Annotated in this window: 19 protein-coding genes and 1 riboswitch; all 19 genes read left to right on the forward strand. The window is 47.6% G+C overall.

What is annotated here, in order from left to right:
- The first annotated feature begins 23 nt into the window (after positions 1-23).
- The 19 genes from AC0VXX_RS07675 to AC0VXX_RS07765 all read left to right on the forward strand — a co-directional run bounded on the left by AC0VXX_RS07675 (position 24) and on the right by AC0VXX_RS07765 (position 16188).
- Complete coding sequence (locus tag AC0VXX_RS07675) at positions 24-1199, forward strand: 8-amino-7-oxononanoate synthase (RefSeq protein ID WP_475516618.1); 1176 nt, start codon at positions 24-26, stop codon at positions 1197-1199.
- A gap of 230 nt (positions 1200-1429) precedes the next feature.
- Positions 1430-2194: a methyltransferase domain-containing protein gene (locus AC0VXX_RS07680; protein ID WP_475516619.1), complete on the forward strand. Its 765-nt coding sequence runs from the start codon at positions 1430-1432 to the stop codon at positions 2192-2194.
- 3 nt (positions 2195-2197) lie between these two features.
- Positions 2198-2881: a dethiobiotin synthase gene (gene bioD / locus AC0VXX_RS07685; RefSeq protein WP_475516620.1), complete on the forward strand. Its 684-nt coding sequence runs from the start codon at positions 2198-2200 to the stop codon at positions 2879-2881.
- 289 nt (positions 2882-3170) lie between these two features.
- Positions 3171-4034: a protease HtpX gene (gene htpX / locus AC0VXX_RS07690; RefSeq protein ID WP_475516621.1), complete on the forward strand. Its 864-nt coding sequence runs from the start codon at positions 3171-3173 to the stop codon at positions 4032-4034.
- A 406-nt stretch (positions 4035-4440) separates the two neighbouring features.
- Positions 4441-4791 (forward strand): tetraheme c-type cytochrome CctA, encoded by a 351-nt coding sequence (cctA, locus tag AC0VXX_RS07695; RefSeq protein WP_475516622.1) that lies wholly within the window; start codon positions 4441-4443, stop codon positions 4789-4791.
- Positions 4792-5332: 541 nt separating this feature from the next.
- The gene (locus AC0VXX_RS07700) at positions 5333-5959 is read left to right on the forward strand and encodes a LuxR C-terminal-related transcriptional regulator (protein WP_475516623.1); all 627 of its coding nucleotides are present in this window, start codon (positions 5333-5335) and stop codon (positions 5957-5959) included.
- 281 nt (positions 5960-6240) lie between these two features.
- Entirely contained in the window at positions 6241-6600 is a 360-nt protein-coding gene (hinT, locus tag AC0VXX_RS07705) for a purine nucleoside phosphoramidase (protein ID WP_110458119.1), read from the forward strand.
- A gap of 18 nt (positions 6601-6618) precedes the next feature.
- Positions 6619-7116, forward strand: a complete 498-nt coding sequence (locus tag AC0VXX_RS07710) for a PaaI family thioesterase (RefSeq protein WP_475516624.1) — start codon at positions 6619-6621, stop codon at positions 7114-7116.
- Positions 7113-7574, forward strand: coding sequence for a PaaI family thioesterase (locus AC0VXX_RS07715; protein WP_475516625.1), 462 nt, complete (start codon positions 7113-7115; stop codon positions 7572-7574). The genes AC0VXX_RS07710 and AC0VXX_RS07715 overlap by 4 nt, the downstream gene beginning before the upstream one ends.
- Positions 7575-7634: 60 nt before the next feature.
- Positions 7635-8021, forward strand: coding sequence for a YcfL family putative periplasmic lipoprotein (locus AC0VXX_RS07720; protein WP_475516626.1), 387 nt, complete (start codon positions 7635-7637; stop codon positions 8019-8021).
- Positions 8022-8191: 170 nt separating this feature from the next.
- A riboswitch (TPP riboswitch) is annotated at positions 8192-8328 on the forward strand.
- A 90-nt stretch (positions 8329-8418) separates the two neighbouring features.
- Positions 8419-10560: a TonB-dependent receptor gene (locus AC0VXX_RS07725; RefSeq protein WP_475516627.1), complete on the forward strand. Its 2142-nt coding sequence runs from the start codon at positions 8419-8421 to the stop codon at positions 10558-10560.
- Between the two features lie 128 nt (positions 10561-10688).
- On the forward strand, positions 10689-10949 hold the full coding sequence (locus tag AC0VXX_RS07730) for a hypothetical protein (protein ID WP_475516963.1): 261 nt from the start codon (positions 10689-10691) through the stop codon (positions 10947-10949).
- 47 nt (positions 10950-10996) lie between these two features.
- Positions 10997-11656 (forward strand): nicotinamide riboside transporter PnuC, encoded by a 660-nt coding sequence (gene pnuC, locus AC0VXX_RS07735; protein WP_475516628.1) that lies wholly within the window; start codon positions 10997-10999, stop codon positions 11654-11656.
- Positions 11657-11665: 9 nt separating this feature from the next.
- Complete coding sequence (locus tag AC0VXX_RS07740; RefSeq protein ID WP_475516964.1) at positions 11666-12673, forward strand: phosphotransferase; 1008 nt, start codon at positions 11666-11668, stop codon at positions 12671-12673.
- A gap of 158 nt (positions 12674-12831) precedes the next feature.
- Positions 12832-13419 (forward strand): HvfX family Cu-binding RiPP maturation protein, encoded by a 588-nt coding sequence (locus tag AC0VXX_RS07745; protein WP_475516629.1) that lies wholly within the window; start codon positions 12832-12834, stop codon positions 13417-13419.
- A 106-nt stretch (positions 13420-13525) separates the two neighbouring features.
- Positions 13526-14074, forward strand: a complete 549-nt coding sequence (locus AC0VXX_RS07750; RefSeq protein ID WP_475516630.1) for an NAD(P)H nitroreductase — start codon at positions 13526-13528, stop codon at positions 14072-14074.
- 500 nt (positions 14075-14574) lie between these two features.
- Positions 14575-15168, forward strand: coding sequence for a GNAT family N-acetyltransferase (locus AC0VXX_RS07755; protein ID WP_475516631.1), 594 nt, complete (start codon positions 14575-14577; stop codon positions 15166-15168).
- A 100-nt stretch (positions 15169-15268) separates the two neighbouring features.
- A complete protein-coding gene (locus AC0VXX_RS07760; RefSeq protein ID WP_475516632.1) occupies positions 15269-15721 on the forward strand; it encodes a GNAT family N-acetyltransferase in 453 nt (150 codons plus the stop codon).
- A gap of 53 nt (positions 15722-15774) precedes the next feature.
- Positions 15775-16188 carry a hypothetical protein gene (locus AC0VXX_RS07765; protein WP_475516633.1) on the forward strand — a complete coding sequence of 138 codons (414 nt, stop codon included), beginning with the start codon at positions 15775-15777 and terminating at the stop codon, positions 16186-16188.
- The last annotated feature ends 16 nt before the right edge of the window (positions 16189-16204 follow it).

Raw genomic sequence — 16204 nt, forward strand, 5'->3', positions numbered from 1 at the left:
TTAAGTGCCTTGATGTTGGCCATATGAGTGCAGCCACACCTAAGGTGAGTCGACTGAGCCAAAAAATCGATACCCAGATGGCGCGCGCCCGTCACGCAGGGTTACTGCGTCAGCGCCGCGCCTTGGCAATCGCTAAGGCGGGCGATGAGACGCCAAATGAGTTTATGCTCGCAGGTGTCAGCTTTATTAATTTCAGCAGTAACGACTATTTAGGCCTGAGCCAAGCTTCTGTGCTGGTGGAGGCCATGAGCCAAGGTAGTCAGTTATATGGCGTGGGAAGCGGTGCATCTCCTTTAGTCACGGGCTACAGTGAGGCGCATCGTCAACTTGAACAGGCCTTGTGTGAGGCCAGCGGACATGAAGCTGCCTTGCTATTTTGCTCGGGCTTTAGCGCCAATAGTGCATTGATGAAAACCTTGTTTGACCGCCATGATACCGTGGTGGCCGATAAGTTGATCCATGCCTCACTTATCGATGGCTTACGCGATAGCGGCGCACATTTAAAGCGCTTTGCCCATAACGATATTGATGCGGCGGTTAAGCTTATTGCCACTCATCAGCCGCAAGCGGTGATCACCGAAAGTGTCTTTAGCATGGATGGTGACTGCGCGCCGTTGGGGGCGCTGTATCAAGCATGCCAACAGGCACAAAGCTGGCTTATCGTTGACGATGCCCACGGTTTTGGGGTGTTACCAGTGGCAAAGCAGCCGCGGGCGAGCGTTAGCAACTGCGACGTGCAGGTGGTCACTTTTGGCAAGGCGCTGGGGTGTCAGGGCGCAGCGATTTTAGGCTCGCAAGCGTGTATCGATTTTATGGTGGCCAATGCCCGCCATTACATCTATTCGACGGCGCTGTCTCCTGCTAATGCCTATGTTGCCTATCGCGCGGTCAAATGGCTTGGTGAGTCAAGCAAGGTCGCAGACACCTTGCACGGCATCATTGATGCCTTTAGGCGGCAATGTCAGCAAGCGGGGATCACGCTGAGCGACTCGGTTACGCCAATTCAACCCATAGTGATAGGCGAGCTTGAGCGCTTACAAGCGGTAACCGATGGGCTTAAAGCGCGAGGCATTTGGGTCGGGTCGATACGGCCGCCAACGGTGCCTAAAGGCAGTGCCCGCCTAAGAATTACCCTTAATGTGAATCACACTCAGGCGCAGCTTGACCACCTGATAGCCAGCTTGGTTGAAGTGCTATAACGCGCTAGCCAAACAATACTGCGCATGCGGTAATGCTAAGGTCTGTGTGGGTCAATCACCTTAATCCGAAATTTATAGCGCCTAAATTAAAAGTCTAAATTAAAAAGCTTAAATATTTAACGCGTCAGTCATTAATAAAGTGGTACAACAAACATGCTTATCTCCTCTCTCTCTGCTGCCTATAACTTGCCAAGCATAATGGGTCAGCGCTGCCCTCTGGCGATGATGTTATGACGCTGAATGTGAGTGCCGTCGATAAGATTGCCCAGCAGTTCTCCCACGCTGCGCAGCAATATCAGCAACATGATGTGTTGCAACGTATTACCGCCCAGGTACTGCAAGAGGCCATGGGCTCAACGTCGCGGCTGTTAGATATTGGCTGCGGCCCTGGCACCGATTTTTCATTTTTGGGGCCAATCAAGCAAGTGCTGGCGGTTGATATTGCACCAGGCATGTTGCAGCAGATGCGTACGCGCTACCCTGAGTATCTCAGTGTTTGCGGGGATGCTCAGTGTTTGCCCTTGCAAGATAACAGTGTTGATGCCATTTATTCGAATCTGGCGTTGCAATGGTGCGCCACACTCAATAGTGCAGTGCAAGAGATGGCCCGCGTGCTATCACCTAAGGGGGAGTGTTATTTGGCGATTGTTGTCGATGGCAGCTTGCAGCAACTTAAGCAGCTGGGGTTGCGGGTTAACCGCTTCCAGTCGGCAAAGGAGATCTTGGCCAGCTTTAACCATGAGCAGTGGCAGCTGCGGGAGCAACAGGTGATGCCTATCACGGTGCACTTTAACCACCTTAAACCTTTGCTCTATTCAATCAAAGGGGTTGGAGCGTCAGTGCGAGGCGAGGGCGATACTGGCCAAGCGCAGCCGCTTTTGCGCGGACGCCAAGATTGGCTGGCGCTCAATAGCCAAGCAGAGCAGATGCGCCAGAATGCGGGATTACCGCTCACCTATCAAATTTTGTTTATTCGCGCCAAATTAAAGGGGTAATTTATGCAGTATTTTGTCGCAGGGACCGATACCGATTGTGGTAAAACATTGATCGCCTCAGCCTTACTGTATCGGGCCAAGCAAACCGGCACGACCTTGGGGATAAAACCTGTGGCGTCAGGATGTGAGTTTACCCCTGATGGGCTGCGTAACAGCGATGCATTGAGCTTAATGGCACAATCGACACTTAAGTTGGCGTACTCGCAGGTTAATCCATTTGCTTTTGCCCCTGCCATCGCGCCCCATATTGCGGCGTTGCACAGTGGCGAAAACCTAACGGCGGCGGCTATTATCGAGCACTTGGCAGCGCTACCGTTAACAGATGTCGATTTTGCCATTGTCGAAGGCGCAGGAGGCTGGCGCTTACCTTTAAATCAAGAAGAGTTTTTATCTCAGGTGGTGCAGCGTTTATCTTTGCCTGTGATTTTAGTGGTGGGGGTGAAGCTGGGTTGTTTAAACCATGCCTTACTCACACAGGAGGCGATACTTGCTGATGGCGTGCAGATTGCTGGTTGGGTAGCTAATATGGTGGATCCGGCGATGAGTGTCGCACAGCAGAATCTCGACAGTTTACATCACCTTATGTCGAGCCCCTGTCTGGGCGTGGTGCCGCATTTATCAGCGCACGATACCCAAGAGCATGTCAGTCAGGCGGCCCGTTATTTGTCGCTTGATGCGCTCTGTTAATGGTTACTCGATAACATCATGGCTTACCAGTCAATATGATGTTTCACTTATTTGTTAATATTAACCAAGATTAATGCCATATCTTATTAAAAGTAGTGCAATATTAATTTTGGCTTAATACTCTCGCCCTAGACTGCGGCGACGGCCGTTGCGGGTGATTGATGCTCGATAACACACCGGATATTATTTTTTTACGTTTACCCCTTGATATCTGCTCTTTCAGACATATTATGTCATCAAGAGAGTTAAAGATGGCACCAAGGGTGTCTTACCGGAGCAGGAGATTAAAATGAAGCGTATTTTCCTATTGATAGCAACAAACATGGCAATATTGTTGGTTGCATCAATTGTTATGTCCCTTTTAGGGGTGAATACCTCAACCATGAGCGGCCTATTGGTGTTTGCCGCGATATTTGGTTTTGGCGGCGCGTTTATCAGCTTAGCTATCTCAAAATGGATGGCGAAGAAAACCATGGGTTGTGAAGTGATCACCACCCCAAGAGATCATACCGAACGTTGGTTGCTTGAAACCGTAGCACGCCAAGCAAAACAAGCGGGCATTAAGATGCCTGAAGTGGCGATTTATCAATCTCCAGAGCTCAATGCGTTTGCCACAGGCCCGAGCAAAGATAACTCGCTGGTTGCGGTCAGTAGCGGCTTGCTTTACGGCATGACGCAAGATGAAATTGAGGGGGTGTTAGCCCACGAAGTTAGCCATGTGGCCAACGGTGACATGGTGACCTTGACCTTAATCCAAGGTGTGGTGAATACCTTCGTTATTTTTGCCGCACGCGTAGTGGCAGGCATTATCAACACTTTTGTGTCGAGCAACGATGAAGAGGGTGAAGGTCTGGGTATGTTCGCCTATATGGCGGTGGTGTTTGTGCTCGATATGCTGTTTGGTATTTTAGCGTCAATCATTGTGGCGTACTTCTCACGTGTACGTGAGTTTAAAGCCGACGAAGGCGGCGCACGCTTAGCGGGCAAACACAAGATGATCGCGGCGTTAGACAGATTACGTCGTGGCCCAGAAACTGGTGCGATGCCAGCTCAAATGGCTGCATTTGGTATCAATGGTAAAAAATCGATGGCTGAATTACTCATGAGCCATCCACCGCTTGAAAAACGCATTGCCGCTTTACAAGCGAAATAATGACCTAGGGTATCTCTTAAGTCATAGCATGCAATAACACTGCGTAGATAAAACGGGAGCCTAAGGCTCCCGTTTTTTATGGGCCAATGTCGTAAATTGGCTAATACCGCTATACTGGTTAAGGATTGTTCACTTGTTGATGCCAAGTCGATTCCATTTTGCATAGACGGGGTGTGACAAGTGTCACTTTTGTCAGCTCGTAGGGTGTTTGGGCTATAGATATTTGATTCAGTGCACATTTTTAGTAATAAGCTGTTGTTACTATCGCCGCCACATAAAGCGTTGCTAATTTGTAAGGTCTCGGCTAGCTTAGGCTTGGTCACGTACAGACAAATTAGGACATGGGCAAGATGGGCCGTGATTAAAAACAAACACCCACTATGCCAACCATAAAGAGGATATGATTGTGAGCAATAAAATATTAAGCGCATTATTTGGTGCAGGCTTAGCCGCATTGGCATTATCGCCAGCGGCAATGGCTGAACCACAAGAATTAGCAGAAATGCATGCTGAAATGGATGGCTGTGAAGCATGCCATGCCGATGGCGAGCCATCGGCAGATGGTGCTTATGAGGTTGAGCAGTGCCAGAGCTGTCATGGTACCTTAGCCGAAATGGACGCAGTGCATAAGCCACATGATGGTAATTTGGTGTGCGTAGATTGTCATGCTCCCCATTCATCGAATGTGGGTGACAAGCCAGGTTGTGATAGCTGCCATGATGATGGCCGCACCGCAGAATCAGCGTTGAAGCAGTAATGTCATAGCGCATTATTTTCGTTAAAAACACCAGCAATATTGCTGGTGTTTTTTTATCTGTTTTTAACCTCAATATATTAGTGTTATCGAGTGCATTGATTAAGAGGAGGGCACAGTTACTCAATGGGGGAGTCGTGACGAGATGATAGTTCACCCAGATGTTTGCTGTAATGAGGCCGCGCTAGGCTAAAACAGACGATGAACTGGGCCTTTATTAATTGGAATAATTGTTCAGCATTGTTGAGTTATTAGTTGGATTGAGTAAAATGAGCGCTATCAAAGTCTCAAGCCCATCCCGATGTGGTCACAATGAGTGTTTTAGCCTAATAATCAACTGAAGCAATGCTACACATTTCACTTTATGCGTAAAAGCTGGTCTAATCTTGCCCATGTTCTATGATTACCCTTACTATTTACAGGCTTTTATGTGTAATAGGAGCAGGTCGGAGCAATCAGGGAGTTATTATTTGGTGTTTAAGTTGTTATCATAAACATTGGTTGAATGGAATACGCCATTGGTTGGCGACATGGAGTGTACAGGATGTTCAAAGTAATCAAGTGGGTAGTGGTTTCACGTTCGCAATTGTTGAATGATTTACTTGAAACACGTTGGCCGCAACAATTTTTAGTCAAACTCGCTAAAGTGGCGCCAGAAAGTCTAGAGGCGACCATGAATGAAAGTAGTTATTCACTGGTGGTGATTGATTTAGCCACTGTGGATGTGCAGCGAGCTTACCAACTACAGAAACAGATAAAAAAGCGTCATTCGGCACGAGTTGTTTTTTTGCATTATCCTGAGCAGATTGATGCACGCTTTTTGATTTCTCCCATCACGGCGGCGGTGTTCTTTCGTCATGCGAGTCTTGAACAGGTCGGCCAATCCTTAATCGATGTATTGAGGGGGCAGCGCATTATCCCTGCACAATTACTCTTGGCTGAGACCGATGCTACGCTCGATGATGGGAGCGATAATTTAACCATACGCGAGCGAGAAGTGCTGCAGGCATTGTTAAGCGGTAGCACCAATATCGATATTGCCAATCAGCTTTTTGTCAGTGAAAGTACCATTAAAACCCATCTTTATCGGGTGTTTCGTAAAATAGGCGTATCGAGTCGGGGGCAGGCTATCGCGTGGGCCCAGACTCACCTGCACGAAGTGCAGCAATAATATAACGGATACTTCTCTGGCCACCATTGCTGAGCGGCCAGAGAGGTTTTGCCATTTCCCACCTCTTTTACCCAAGTGTTATTACCATTTTCTTTGGCGATAGCGACTAATGTCTCTGTCTGCTGTGCTTACTCGATTTTTGCCATCTCACTTGCTAGGATTTTAGCGTTAGAGTTAGCTATAATCAGTCGCGTAAATAATAAGTGGTTGTTATAGATGCCGATCGCAAATCACTGATTTGTGGGTATACTGGCAGACCCAAATAGAGAGAGGACGCGAAGATGGCCGAAGAAACAATTTTTAGTAAAATCATTCGACGAGAAATTGCTGCAGATATTTTATATCAAGATGAGCTAGTCACAGCATTTCGCGATATTCAACCTAAAGCCCCAACGCATATTTTAATCATCCCTAATCACCTTATCCCGACGATTAACGATGTGAAATCATCTGATGAAAAAGCCTTAGGCCGGATGATAACAGTTGCCGCCAAACTTGCCACTGAAGCGGGCATTGCCGAAGATGGCTACCGATTAGTGATCAACTGTAATAAGCATGGTGGCCAAGAGGTTTTCCATATTCATATGCATCTGCTAGGTGGCCAATATTTAGGGCCATTAGTCACGCAGCCGCTAAGCTAACGCCTGATTGAGCATCTCATGAAAACGAATCCCGAGTTTTTTCCCTTAACGGATTTAGCCAGCCGCTTTGTGGATCAATTAGTACAATGTCGTCGGCTAAAGCTCAGTGTGTTAGAAGCCAGCGAACATCATGTGCTAATTGAGTTGCCATATAGCAAAGCGTTAATCGGCTATCCCGAAACGGGCGTCATTCATGGTGGAGTGATCACCACACTCATGGATACCGCCAGTGGTACTGCAGTGGTGTGCAGTATTTTCGATAAATACAAATCATTAGAACTGTCGCCGACGTTAGACTTGCGGGTCGACTATATGAAACCCGCCGCGCCCAATAAGAGCGTGTATGGTTTTGCTGAGTGCTACAAACTCTCGTCCAGTGTGGCTTTTACTCGTGCAATAGCTTATCAAGATTCCATTGATGACCCGATTGCCCATGCGGTGGGATCGTTTATGCGGATAAGCCCCGATATGGTTGGCGAGCCCTTTAGGCGGGCGCTGATGGGAGAGGTATCATGAGCGAAACGGATATCCCTAGCGGCGAATTAAATGTTAAAGATCTTGTTAAAAAAGCCACCGAGTTAAATGACTTTAGCCACTTACTCGAACATGTGCCTTATGCTCAGTTTATCGGCATGCAGGTGTCGCGCTTTGGCGATGAGTTAGTATTTCAACTGCCCGCTAAAGATGACAATATCGGTAATCCGACGTTGCCCGCATTGCATGGTGGCGTGATAGCTGGGTTTATGGAAATGTCGGCTATTTTGCAATTAATGGTATTTATGCAGGCGACCAAGGTGCCAAAGGTAGTTGATTTTTCAATTGATTACCTAAGAGCTGGTCATCACAAAGACAGTTTTGCTGAATGTAAAATAACCCGTCAAGGCAGACGGGTTGCCAATGTAAGTATTAACTGTTGGCAAACCAATCGAAAAGCCCTTATTGCCACGGCAAGGGCGCATTTTCTGATTGAATAATCATTAGGCTGAGATCATCGTGCGCCGAGGTCAATAGATCCTAAATTAAGCGAGGCGAGTATGAAAAAACGAATACTATTTACCGCGTTATTGATGTTAACGGCTTGCGCAAACCATACCGCAGGGGTGATGGCCAGCTCAACCGGCGAGGTGAGGGTCGACAACAACGCCTTTCATCGTCAAGTGACTGTCGATAATGTGCAAACGCGTTATGAGGGGGCGCAACTGACGGCTTCTGGCACCCTTACAAGCCAAGTGGCGACAGATGTTCGAGTACAATATAAATTCACTTGGTTTGATATTAATGGCTTTGCTATTGAAGATGAAGGCAGTAGTTGGAAGCCAGTCAAATTGCATGGCAAGCAGCAGTTACAGGTTCGCGCAGTAGCACCCAATAATACGGCAGTGCGCTGCCAGTTGTATGTGCGTGAGGCTTTTTCTAACTAAGATGTGCGTACGACGCTGCTCATCTAAGGTTAAGTTTGAGTATTGCTGTCGCTTGAGGCATGGATGCGATAAGAGTTATGGCTCACAGGTCTGATGACTCGTCATTATCATTAAAAATGGCCTAAATTAACGTTAAAGATGTCAAAGACTTGTATTGTTGATGTATAATGTTCGGCGCCAAGGGGTGTTAGTGACTTACGATCGGTTTTTATATTGATCCCATAGTTGACTCACTGAGATGTCTATCGACAAACCCTTAGAACCTGATCCGGCTAATACCGGCGTAGGAATGGGCCACACTAACTGCATTATATGATCTATCTGATTACTATAATCTCACTGTGCTTTCTTTCTCGCTTATTTAACTGCCGGATCTCAAAAATTTATTTGAGGTCCTATGTTTACAATAAAATCTTTATCTCCAATAGCGTTAGCGATCACTGCGGCGTTAACTCATTCAAGCCTTGCGGCAAACACGACTCCAATTGAAACCGATGAGATGGAAGTCATTGTCGTCACATCCGATTTTCGTCAATCAGCCCTAGATAAAATGCCGTCGAGCATCAGCGTCATCGATCAGCAACAGATCGAAGATGAAGGCGCACAGCATTTTGAAGATCTGCTCAATTCTATTGCCAACTTTAACTGGTCTGGTGGTAGCTCACGGGCAAAATATTTTCAGATCCGCGGCGTGGGTGAGCAAGAAGAGTATCAAGGCGCGCCCAATTCATCAGTCGGTTATATCATCGATGATATCGATATGTCGGGCTTGGGCATGGTCGCCAGCATGTATGATCTGCAGCAGGTAGAAGTACTCCGCGGCCCACAGGGCACAAGGTATGGCGCTAATGCCTTAGCGGGCTTAATCTACCTTAAAAGCAACGATCCCACGGCGATGTTTGAACATGGCGCCGAAGTATCGCTAGGTGACGATCAGCTGCGCACCTTTAGCGGCTTTAGTTCGGGACCTTTGACCGATTCAGGCACCTTGCTGTATCGGGTCTCGGTGCAGCAACATCAGCAAAACGGTTATCGCGATAATCTCTACACAGGCCAAGATGACAGCAATGGCCGTGATGAGCTAAACACCCGCCTTAAGCTGCGCTGGTACGCCAGTGACTCTCTCACGGTAGATTTTAATCTGATGCACGCCAATTTTGATAACGGCTACGATGCTTGGACGTTAGACAACAACGGTTTCGATACACTGACCGATGCTCCCGGTGTCGATAAACAGCGCACCACAGGCAGCTCACTTAAAATCACCTATTCGGGTTACGACACGTTTGAATTGGTGTCGTTAACATCAATGGCGCAGACCGATACTCATCATGGATACGATGGTGATTGGGCCAATCCCGATTATTGGCACGCAAGAGTGTGTGACGCAGCCCCGTGTGAGTATGACTATACCTGGGATAAAGTGGGCGATCGTCAAACGGTGTCACAAGAGTTTCGTCTCAGTTCGACCGATGCAGGAAAGCTGTTTAATGGCAGCACCGATTGGTTATTGGGCGCGTATGGTATGAAACTCGATGAAGATAATCACACCACAGAAGTGTACAACGGCTGGCCAGAAGCACTGGTTGCCGATTATAACGCCACCAATATGGCATTATTTGGTCAGCTTGATAGTGATTTGGGTGATGATTATGCCCTCTCAGTAGGGCTAAGAGTCGAGCGCAGAGAAAGCGATTATCAAGACAGCGCAGGAGATGGTTTTGACCCTTCAGAGACCATGTGGGGTGGGCATATTGCCTTGAGTAAGGCGCTCAGTGATGATCATCAAAGTTATATCCGCATCGCGCGAGGCTATAAAGCCGGTGGCTTTAATATGTCTCTGCCGGCAGAGCTCAGTGATAAAAAAGAGTATCAGGCCGAAACCCTGTACAACTATGAACTTGGGTTAAAATCGACTTGGCTTGAGGGTGATGTCAGTACCAATGTCAGCGTGTTTTATATGGATCGCAGCGATCAACAGGTCGCAGCATCGCAGCAAAATCCTGCTGAACCGCAAAAATTTATTCTGTATACCGAAAATGCCAGCAACTCCTATAACTATGGTGCAGAGTTTGAGGGGCGTTGGTATACCAGCGATCACTTAACGCTTTACGCCACCTTAGGTTGGCTAGAGACGGCTTATGGCGATTATCAATATCAAAATAAGTATGGTGAGCTTGTGGATTTAAGCGATCGTGAATTAGCCCACTCGCCAAACTTCACCCACAGCTTGGGGGCCACGTATCGTAGCGATAATGGGTGGTTTGCCAACCTGACGAGCAGCGGTAAGAGTGAGTTTTATTACTCGGACAGTAATGAATCTAAATCTGATCCTTACACCATTTTTAACGCCCGTATCGGTTATGAGACCGAGGTGTGGTCAGCCTATTTATGGGGCCGTAATCTCTTTGATGAGCACTATGGTGTACGCGGCTTCTATTTTGGTAATGAACCCGATTTAGGCTGGGCCGACAAGCAGTACATTCGCTATGGCGATCCACGTCAGCTAGGCTTAACCCTTAAGGTCAAATTGATGTAATGCCCATCGCATAGAGGATGAGGCTGCTGGCGACTCAGCGGCCTCGAATTCAAATTTATCAATAGCCTAGGCTATATTTTCAATAAAGCCTGCTCAGTATAGGATGAAATAAAATGCAATCAACCACGATGAAATTAACCGCTGAAATCAGCATGTATCCGTTTAAAGAAAATTATATCGAACCTATACAGTGGTTTATCGATCGTCTCGACAGCTATGAGCATATCGAGCGTAAGACCAATGCCATGGCAACGCAAATTTGTGGCGATTATGCCGCGGTGATGAATATGCTGGCGAATGAGATGCAAGCGGCCCATGAAAAATGGGGTAAAGCAGTGTTTGTGGTGAAATTTATTGGTGGCGAATTGGACTTGTCTCACACCCAATAATCTTGCTTACGGCTCAGCTGAGTTCACGATAAGAGTATGATATTAATATGATAGATCTTTGGACAGATTTACTGTCGACCGTATCTGGCGCACTGGCGCAGGCTCATCAATTGACGGGATGGGAGGGCGTAGCGGTCGTGCTGGCTATGGCGTATTTGATGTTGGCGATGCGTGGCAATATTTGGTGTTGGGCGGCGGCCTTTGTCAGTACCGCTATCTACACTGTGCTGTTTTGGGAAGTCTCTTTGCTAATGGAGTCGCTGCTCAATATCTACTATATGGCGATGGCGGGTTATGGCTATTGGTTGTGGACAAGAGGACGCGGTGGCGATAAAGGGGTCGATATTATCAGTTGGTCTGTGTCTCGCCACTTGCTGTTGATTGGCCTAACCAGTGTTATCTCCTTGCTGGTAGGGCACTTTATGGCGACGCAGACTCAGGCGTCTTATCCTTATCTCGATGCCGCGACGACCTGTTTTGCTGTGATGACCACTTATTTAGTCGCCAAAAAAGTACTGGAAAACTGGCTCTACTGGGTGGTTATCGATCTGGTGTCGATTTACCTGTACCTCAACAAGGGGCTGCTACTGACTAGTATCTTGTTTATTTTGTACGTTGGCATGGCGGTCGGTGGTTATTTTATCTGGCGCGCGAGCATGCGCGAGCAATCGATGAATCAGGTAAATCATTACGCTTATGAGTCTTAACTTGTGACCATGGCATCGCGCTTAGTGCATTCGTTACAGCAACAACTTTCTGCTGTCATCAAAGACGAACTGGCCGCCAAAGGCTGCAACCTTGCCCATGCCGTGCATATTGAGCGCTTGTCTCATGGTTTAAGTAATCAAAATTACCGTATTGTCACAGGCGAGGGGGAATTTGCGCTGCGCATTAACAGTGCAGCCAGTAATGCACTTTGCAGTCGTCACAGTGAAGTGCAACTTTGGCGCAGTGCCGCCAAGGCGTCGATTGCGCCACACTTATATTATGTCTCTGATGATTATCGATATTATCTCAGTGAATTTATTGTAACGACCGTGGATTGGGGCCAGTTAATGAGCGCCAATAGCAAGGCCCCGCAGCTTGAGCTTGCTGATGCGGTTTGTCCCACTGCCCATCAAGGGTTATTGTCCTTGCTGCAAGGGTTAAGTGCATTGCCCGTGCCCGATAATGCTATCTCGGTCGCCGAGCAGTGGCACGAGTATCTCGATAAATTAAGCTTGCTCAGTGGAAAGCTCGGGGGATCCTTGGACCTGTCGCCAGCTTGGTTGGCGCGTTTTGAGCTGTTAACCTGCCATGGGCCAAGAGTGCAGCAGTTACTCGATATCCTTGCAGATTGCATGGTGGCGCCGCAATTTAGTCATCGCGATCTCAATCCACATAATGTGCTGCTTAGCGGCGATAGACTCTGGTGTATTGATTATGAATATGCCTGCAGTTCACACCCCTTAGTTGACTTAGCCAGCGTATTAGCGACCCATAAGTTGTCAAGTTCGCAGCGCCAATGGCTGATAGCTCACTACCTTAAAGACCATAGCAAACTCAATGGCGCAGCGTTTAACGCTGTGCCTGCTGCGATTGAGCTCTACTGGTATTTTGCGCTCTGCTGGGCGTTATTAATGGCCTGTCATGCGAGCTCACCTACTCGCACCAATGCAGCATCTTATCTAGCAAGCGACTACCTTGAATATTTTGATGAATTCCTAACGTTTCTCGCATCTTAGTTGGCCATATATTGCCGCAAGGTATGGCTTGAGTGTGAGTTAGCCTTACGAGCTTGAAAAGTAATCAGAGGGCCATTTGCCATTAATTAATCGAGATGCGAAAGATTATCATCTTGGTAAGGGTCTATTTTATCAATCATGATAAAGAGGATTTTTTGATGCAGGTTATTCGCTTATACCAACAATGGCTCAAAGGCATATCACAGTTCGACGGCGTCGTCGCGTTAGGGCTACGCCTCTATTTAGCGCCCGTATTGATGCAGGCCGGGTACAATAAGTTAACTCACTTTAGCGATACCGCCGCTTGGTTTGGCGACCCTAACTGGGGCTTAGGCCTGCCTATGCCCGAGGTGATGGTGGCCCTTGCGGCGGGAACCGAGTTTTTTGGTGCCATCTTGTTACTCTTTGGATTAGCTACCCGTCTGGTGACCATTCCACTGAGTATTACTATGCTAGTGGCTGCATTGAGTGTGCATTGGCAAAATGGGTGGTTGGCGATTGCCGATCCCAACTCTTGGTTAGCCAATGAGCAGGTGGTCGCCTCTGGCGAGAAGTTACAAGCAGCTCAAGCGTTACTGCAACAATATGGTCATTATGAATGGTTAATATCATCAGGTAAGTTGGTGGTGCTCAATAATGGAATTGAATTTGCCATCACCTATTTATTAATGTTGTTGGCGTTAATGGTGATAGGGGGCGGGCGTTATACGAGTCTCGATTACCTGATTGCCAAACGGTACCAATGAATTTAATTGTCGCTGGGTAAGAGATAAGTCCTACTGTTTTAGTAGGATTTTAAGTGCCAATTTGCTACTCTTTGCTCGTTGATTTGCTCTATTACAGGATTATTTTGTGGACGCTCTCGAACTGCTATTAACACGTCAATCTTCACCCCGGTTAGTGGCTCCGGCCCCTGACGAGTCTCAACTTAACACCATTTTAAGTGCCGCGGTGCGCGCTCCAGATCATGCGGGATTAAATCCTTGGGAGTTCATTATTGCCAGTGGTGAGGGCCTCGACCGCTTAGGTGCGCTGTTTGTTGATGCAGCCGAAGCCGACGGCGGCGACGCGACCACTACGGATAAAGTGCGCAATATGCCACAACGTGCGCCTATGGTGATAACCGTGGTTGCTAAAGTGGTCGAGCATGCCAAAGTGCCCGCTTTAGAGCAGCACCTTGCGGTGGGCTGCGCCTGCATGGCGATGCAACAAGCGGCATTTGCCTTAGGCTTAGGCGGTATTTGGCGTACTGGTGGATTAGCATTTAATCGTCATTTACATCAAGCGTTAGCACTGGATGATGAGGCACAAATTATCGGTTTCTTGTATCTGGGCACCCCAGCGGTAAAGGCCCCGATAAAGCCTACGAAATCGGCGCAAGACTTTGTGCGCTATTTGTAGCGGTCAGTTATGCCCATTAACTTATGCTGTCGTTCGACTTTGGTCGGGTTTACACACAAGATGAAACTGGCACAGTGGGGTATGCCTGCCTCATACCCATGTACAGGTTTTCACCCTAAGTGATTATATTTGTGATTATATTGCCCGCTAAATTATAGCGGGCATTTTTTTGTGTTCTATACGGGGTTGCGCAGCGTATGCTTGGCTCATTGAGGTTGAATGTCGCTGCTTTATGTCAATCATCTTGCAAATGACTAGGCCTAGTCGCAGCAGATAAAAGTGCTATCCGCCTTCGGATATCCAGCAATGAACTTCGCTGCTTAATCGCCTTCATTGGCTTAGTTCACATATTGATGCTTGTTCAAGCAAGGCGATTGTTGTTAACTTAACTGCTTATATTATGAAAGCGCAGGCAGTTTATGCTAAAGCTGATACGTTGGTGCAATAAGAGAGCGAGTCATTAATAGATCATATTAAGTGGATATTATGCAGGAGCCATTATGAAGCAAGATGCGCGTGTAGGTTGGTTGCAAGGTGAGCGGGTAGTATTAGAACCCATGACGCAGGCCCATGTTGCAGCGTTAGCACTTGCTGTAAGCGATGGGAAATTATGGACATTATGGTATGCCAATGTGCCGCATCCCGATGAGATGAACGCCTATGTAACACAGGCGATGGCTGACGAGCAACGCGGTGAAGCGTTAGCCTTTGCAGTGCGTGATACCCTGTCGGGTCACATCGTTGGCGCAACTCGCATCATGAACTGGGAGCAAGCTCATCGCCGGCTAGAGATAGGTCACACTTGGTATAGCAAAAGTGCACAGCGCAGTGGTATCAACACCGAAGCTAAATACCTGTTGCTTAAATATGCCTTTGAAACCTTAGCGGTCATGGCGGTGGAGTTTCGCACCCACTGGCATAATCAAGCCTCACGCGAGGCGATAGCGCGTCTAGGCGCTAAGCAAGATGGGGTGTTACGTAACCATCGCCTGCTTAAAGATGGTACGGTCAGAGACACTGTGGTCTATTCGATTATTGACAGTGAGTGGCCAGAGGTGCAGCGGCAGTTACGCCAACGCATGGCTCAAGCCTAGCGAAGGTGATGGCTCAGGAGATAGAATGGCTAAGGAGAAAGCCGTGCAATCAGGAGTGTTGTCAGTTAAGTTTAGCGTTAGCACCATTCAAGGAGGATAGATGTCAGGTGAAATCAAGCGGGCGAGCCCCGGCGATATGCAGGTCGTTGCGCCATTATTCGATGAGTATCGCCAGTTTTATCATCAAGCAAGTGATATTGAATTGGCACAAGACTTTATGGCGGCACGCTTAACTAATCAAGATACGGTGATTTTTATTATTCAAGATGAACGGGGTAACGGCTTAGGTTTTTGCCAGCTTTATCCTAGTTTTAGCTCTATTTCTGCCCGTGCGACTTTGATATTGAGCGATCTGTACGTGACCCAACATGCTCGCTGTGTCGGGCTTGGGCGACGCTTACTCACTTGCGCCATTAACTATGCTAAGGCTAAAGGCGTGGTGTCAGTTGGCTTAACTACCCATCAAGATAATCATCAAGCTCAAGCCTTGTATAAGTCACTCGGGTTTGTACAACAACAAGATTTTTTAAGTTATAGTCTTGATATTGAGTGATATCTAAAGTAGAAATAACGCAATATTTATGCTTAATGCAAAGGAATTTCCATATGCGCTTTTACACTCCACTTTCTGCCGCGCTGCTTACTGTTTTTAGTTTGTCGGCCTCGGCAACCCAAGCGCCGGCCTCTGAAGCCGAAATCGCGTTTAATCAAGAGGTGGTGCAATGCGCTGCTTATTATCATATTGCATCCGATGCCATCAGCAATATGGATGCCCCACAAATGAAGCCTGTGGGTGAGCGGCTTAAACAGTCGGGGGAGGCGGCGTTGACACTGGCAAAACAGTATCAAAGTGAAGCGCAGGTCGAGCAATTATTGCAACAAGCCATTGCCAAGCAGCAGGCTAGCCTGCCCGACAATAAAAGTTTAGGCGGCCTGATGGGACGTTATAAAACCCCTTGTCAAAACCTGCTGGCTAATCCACAGCAACGCCTCGACTATTGGATAATGGCCACCATGTGATCACGATATCTATGAC

Source organism: Shewanella sp. QJM3NY_23, assembly GCF_056173105.1.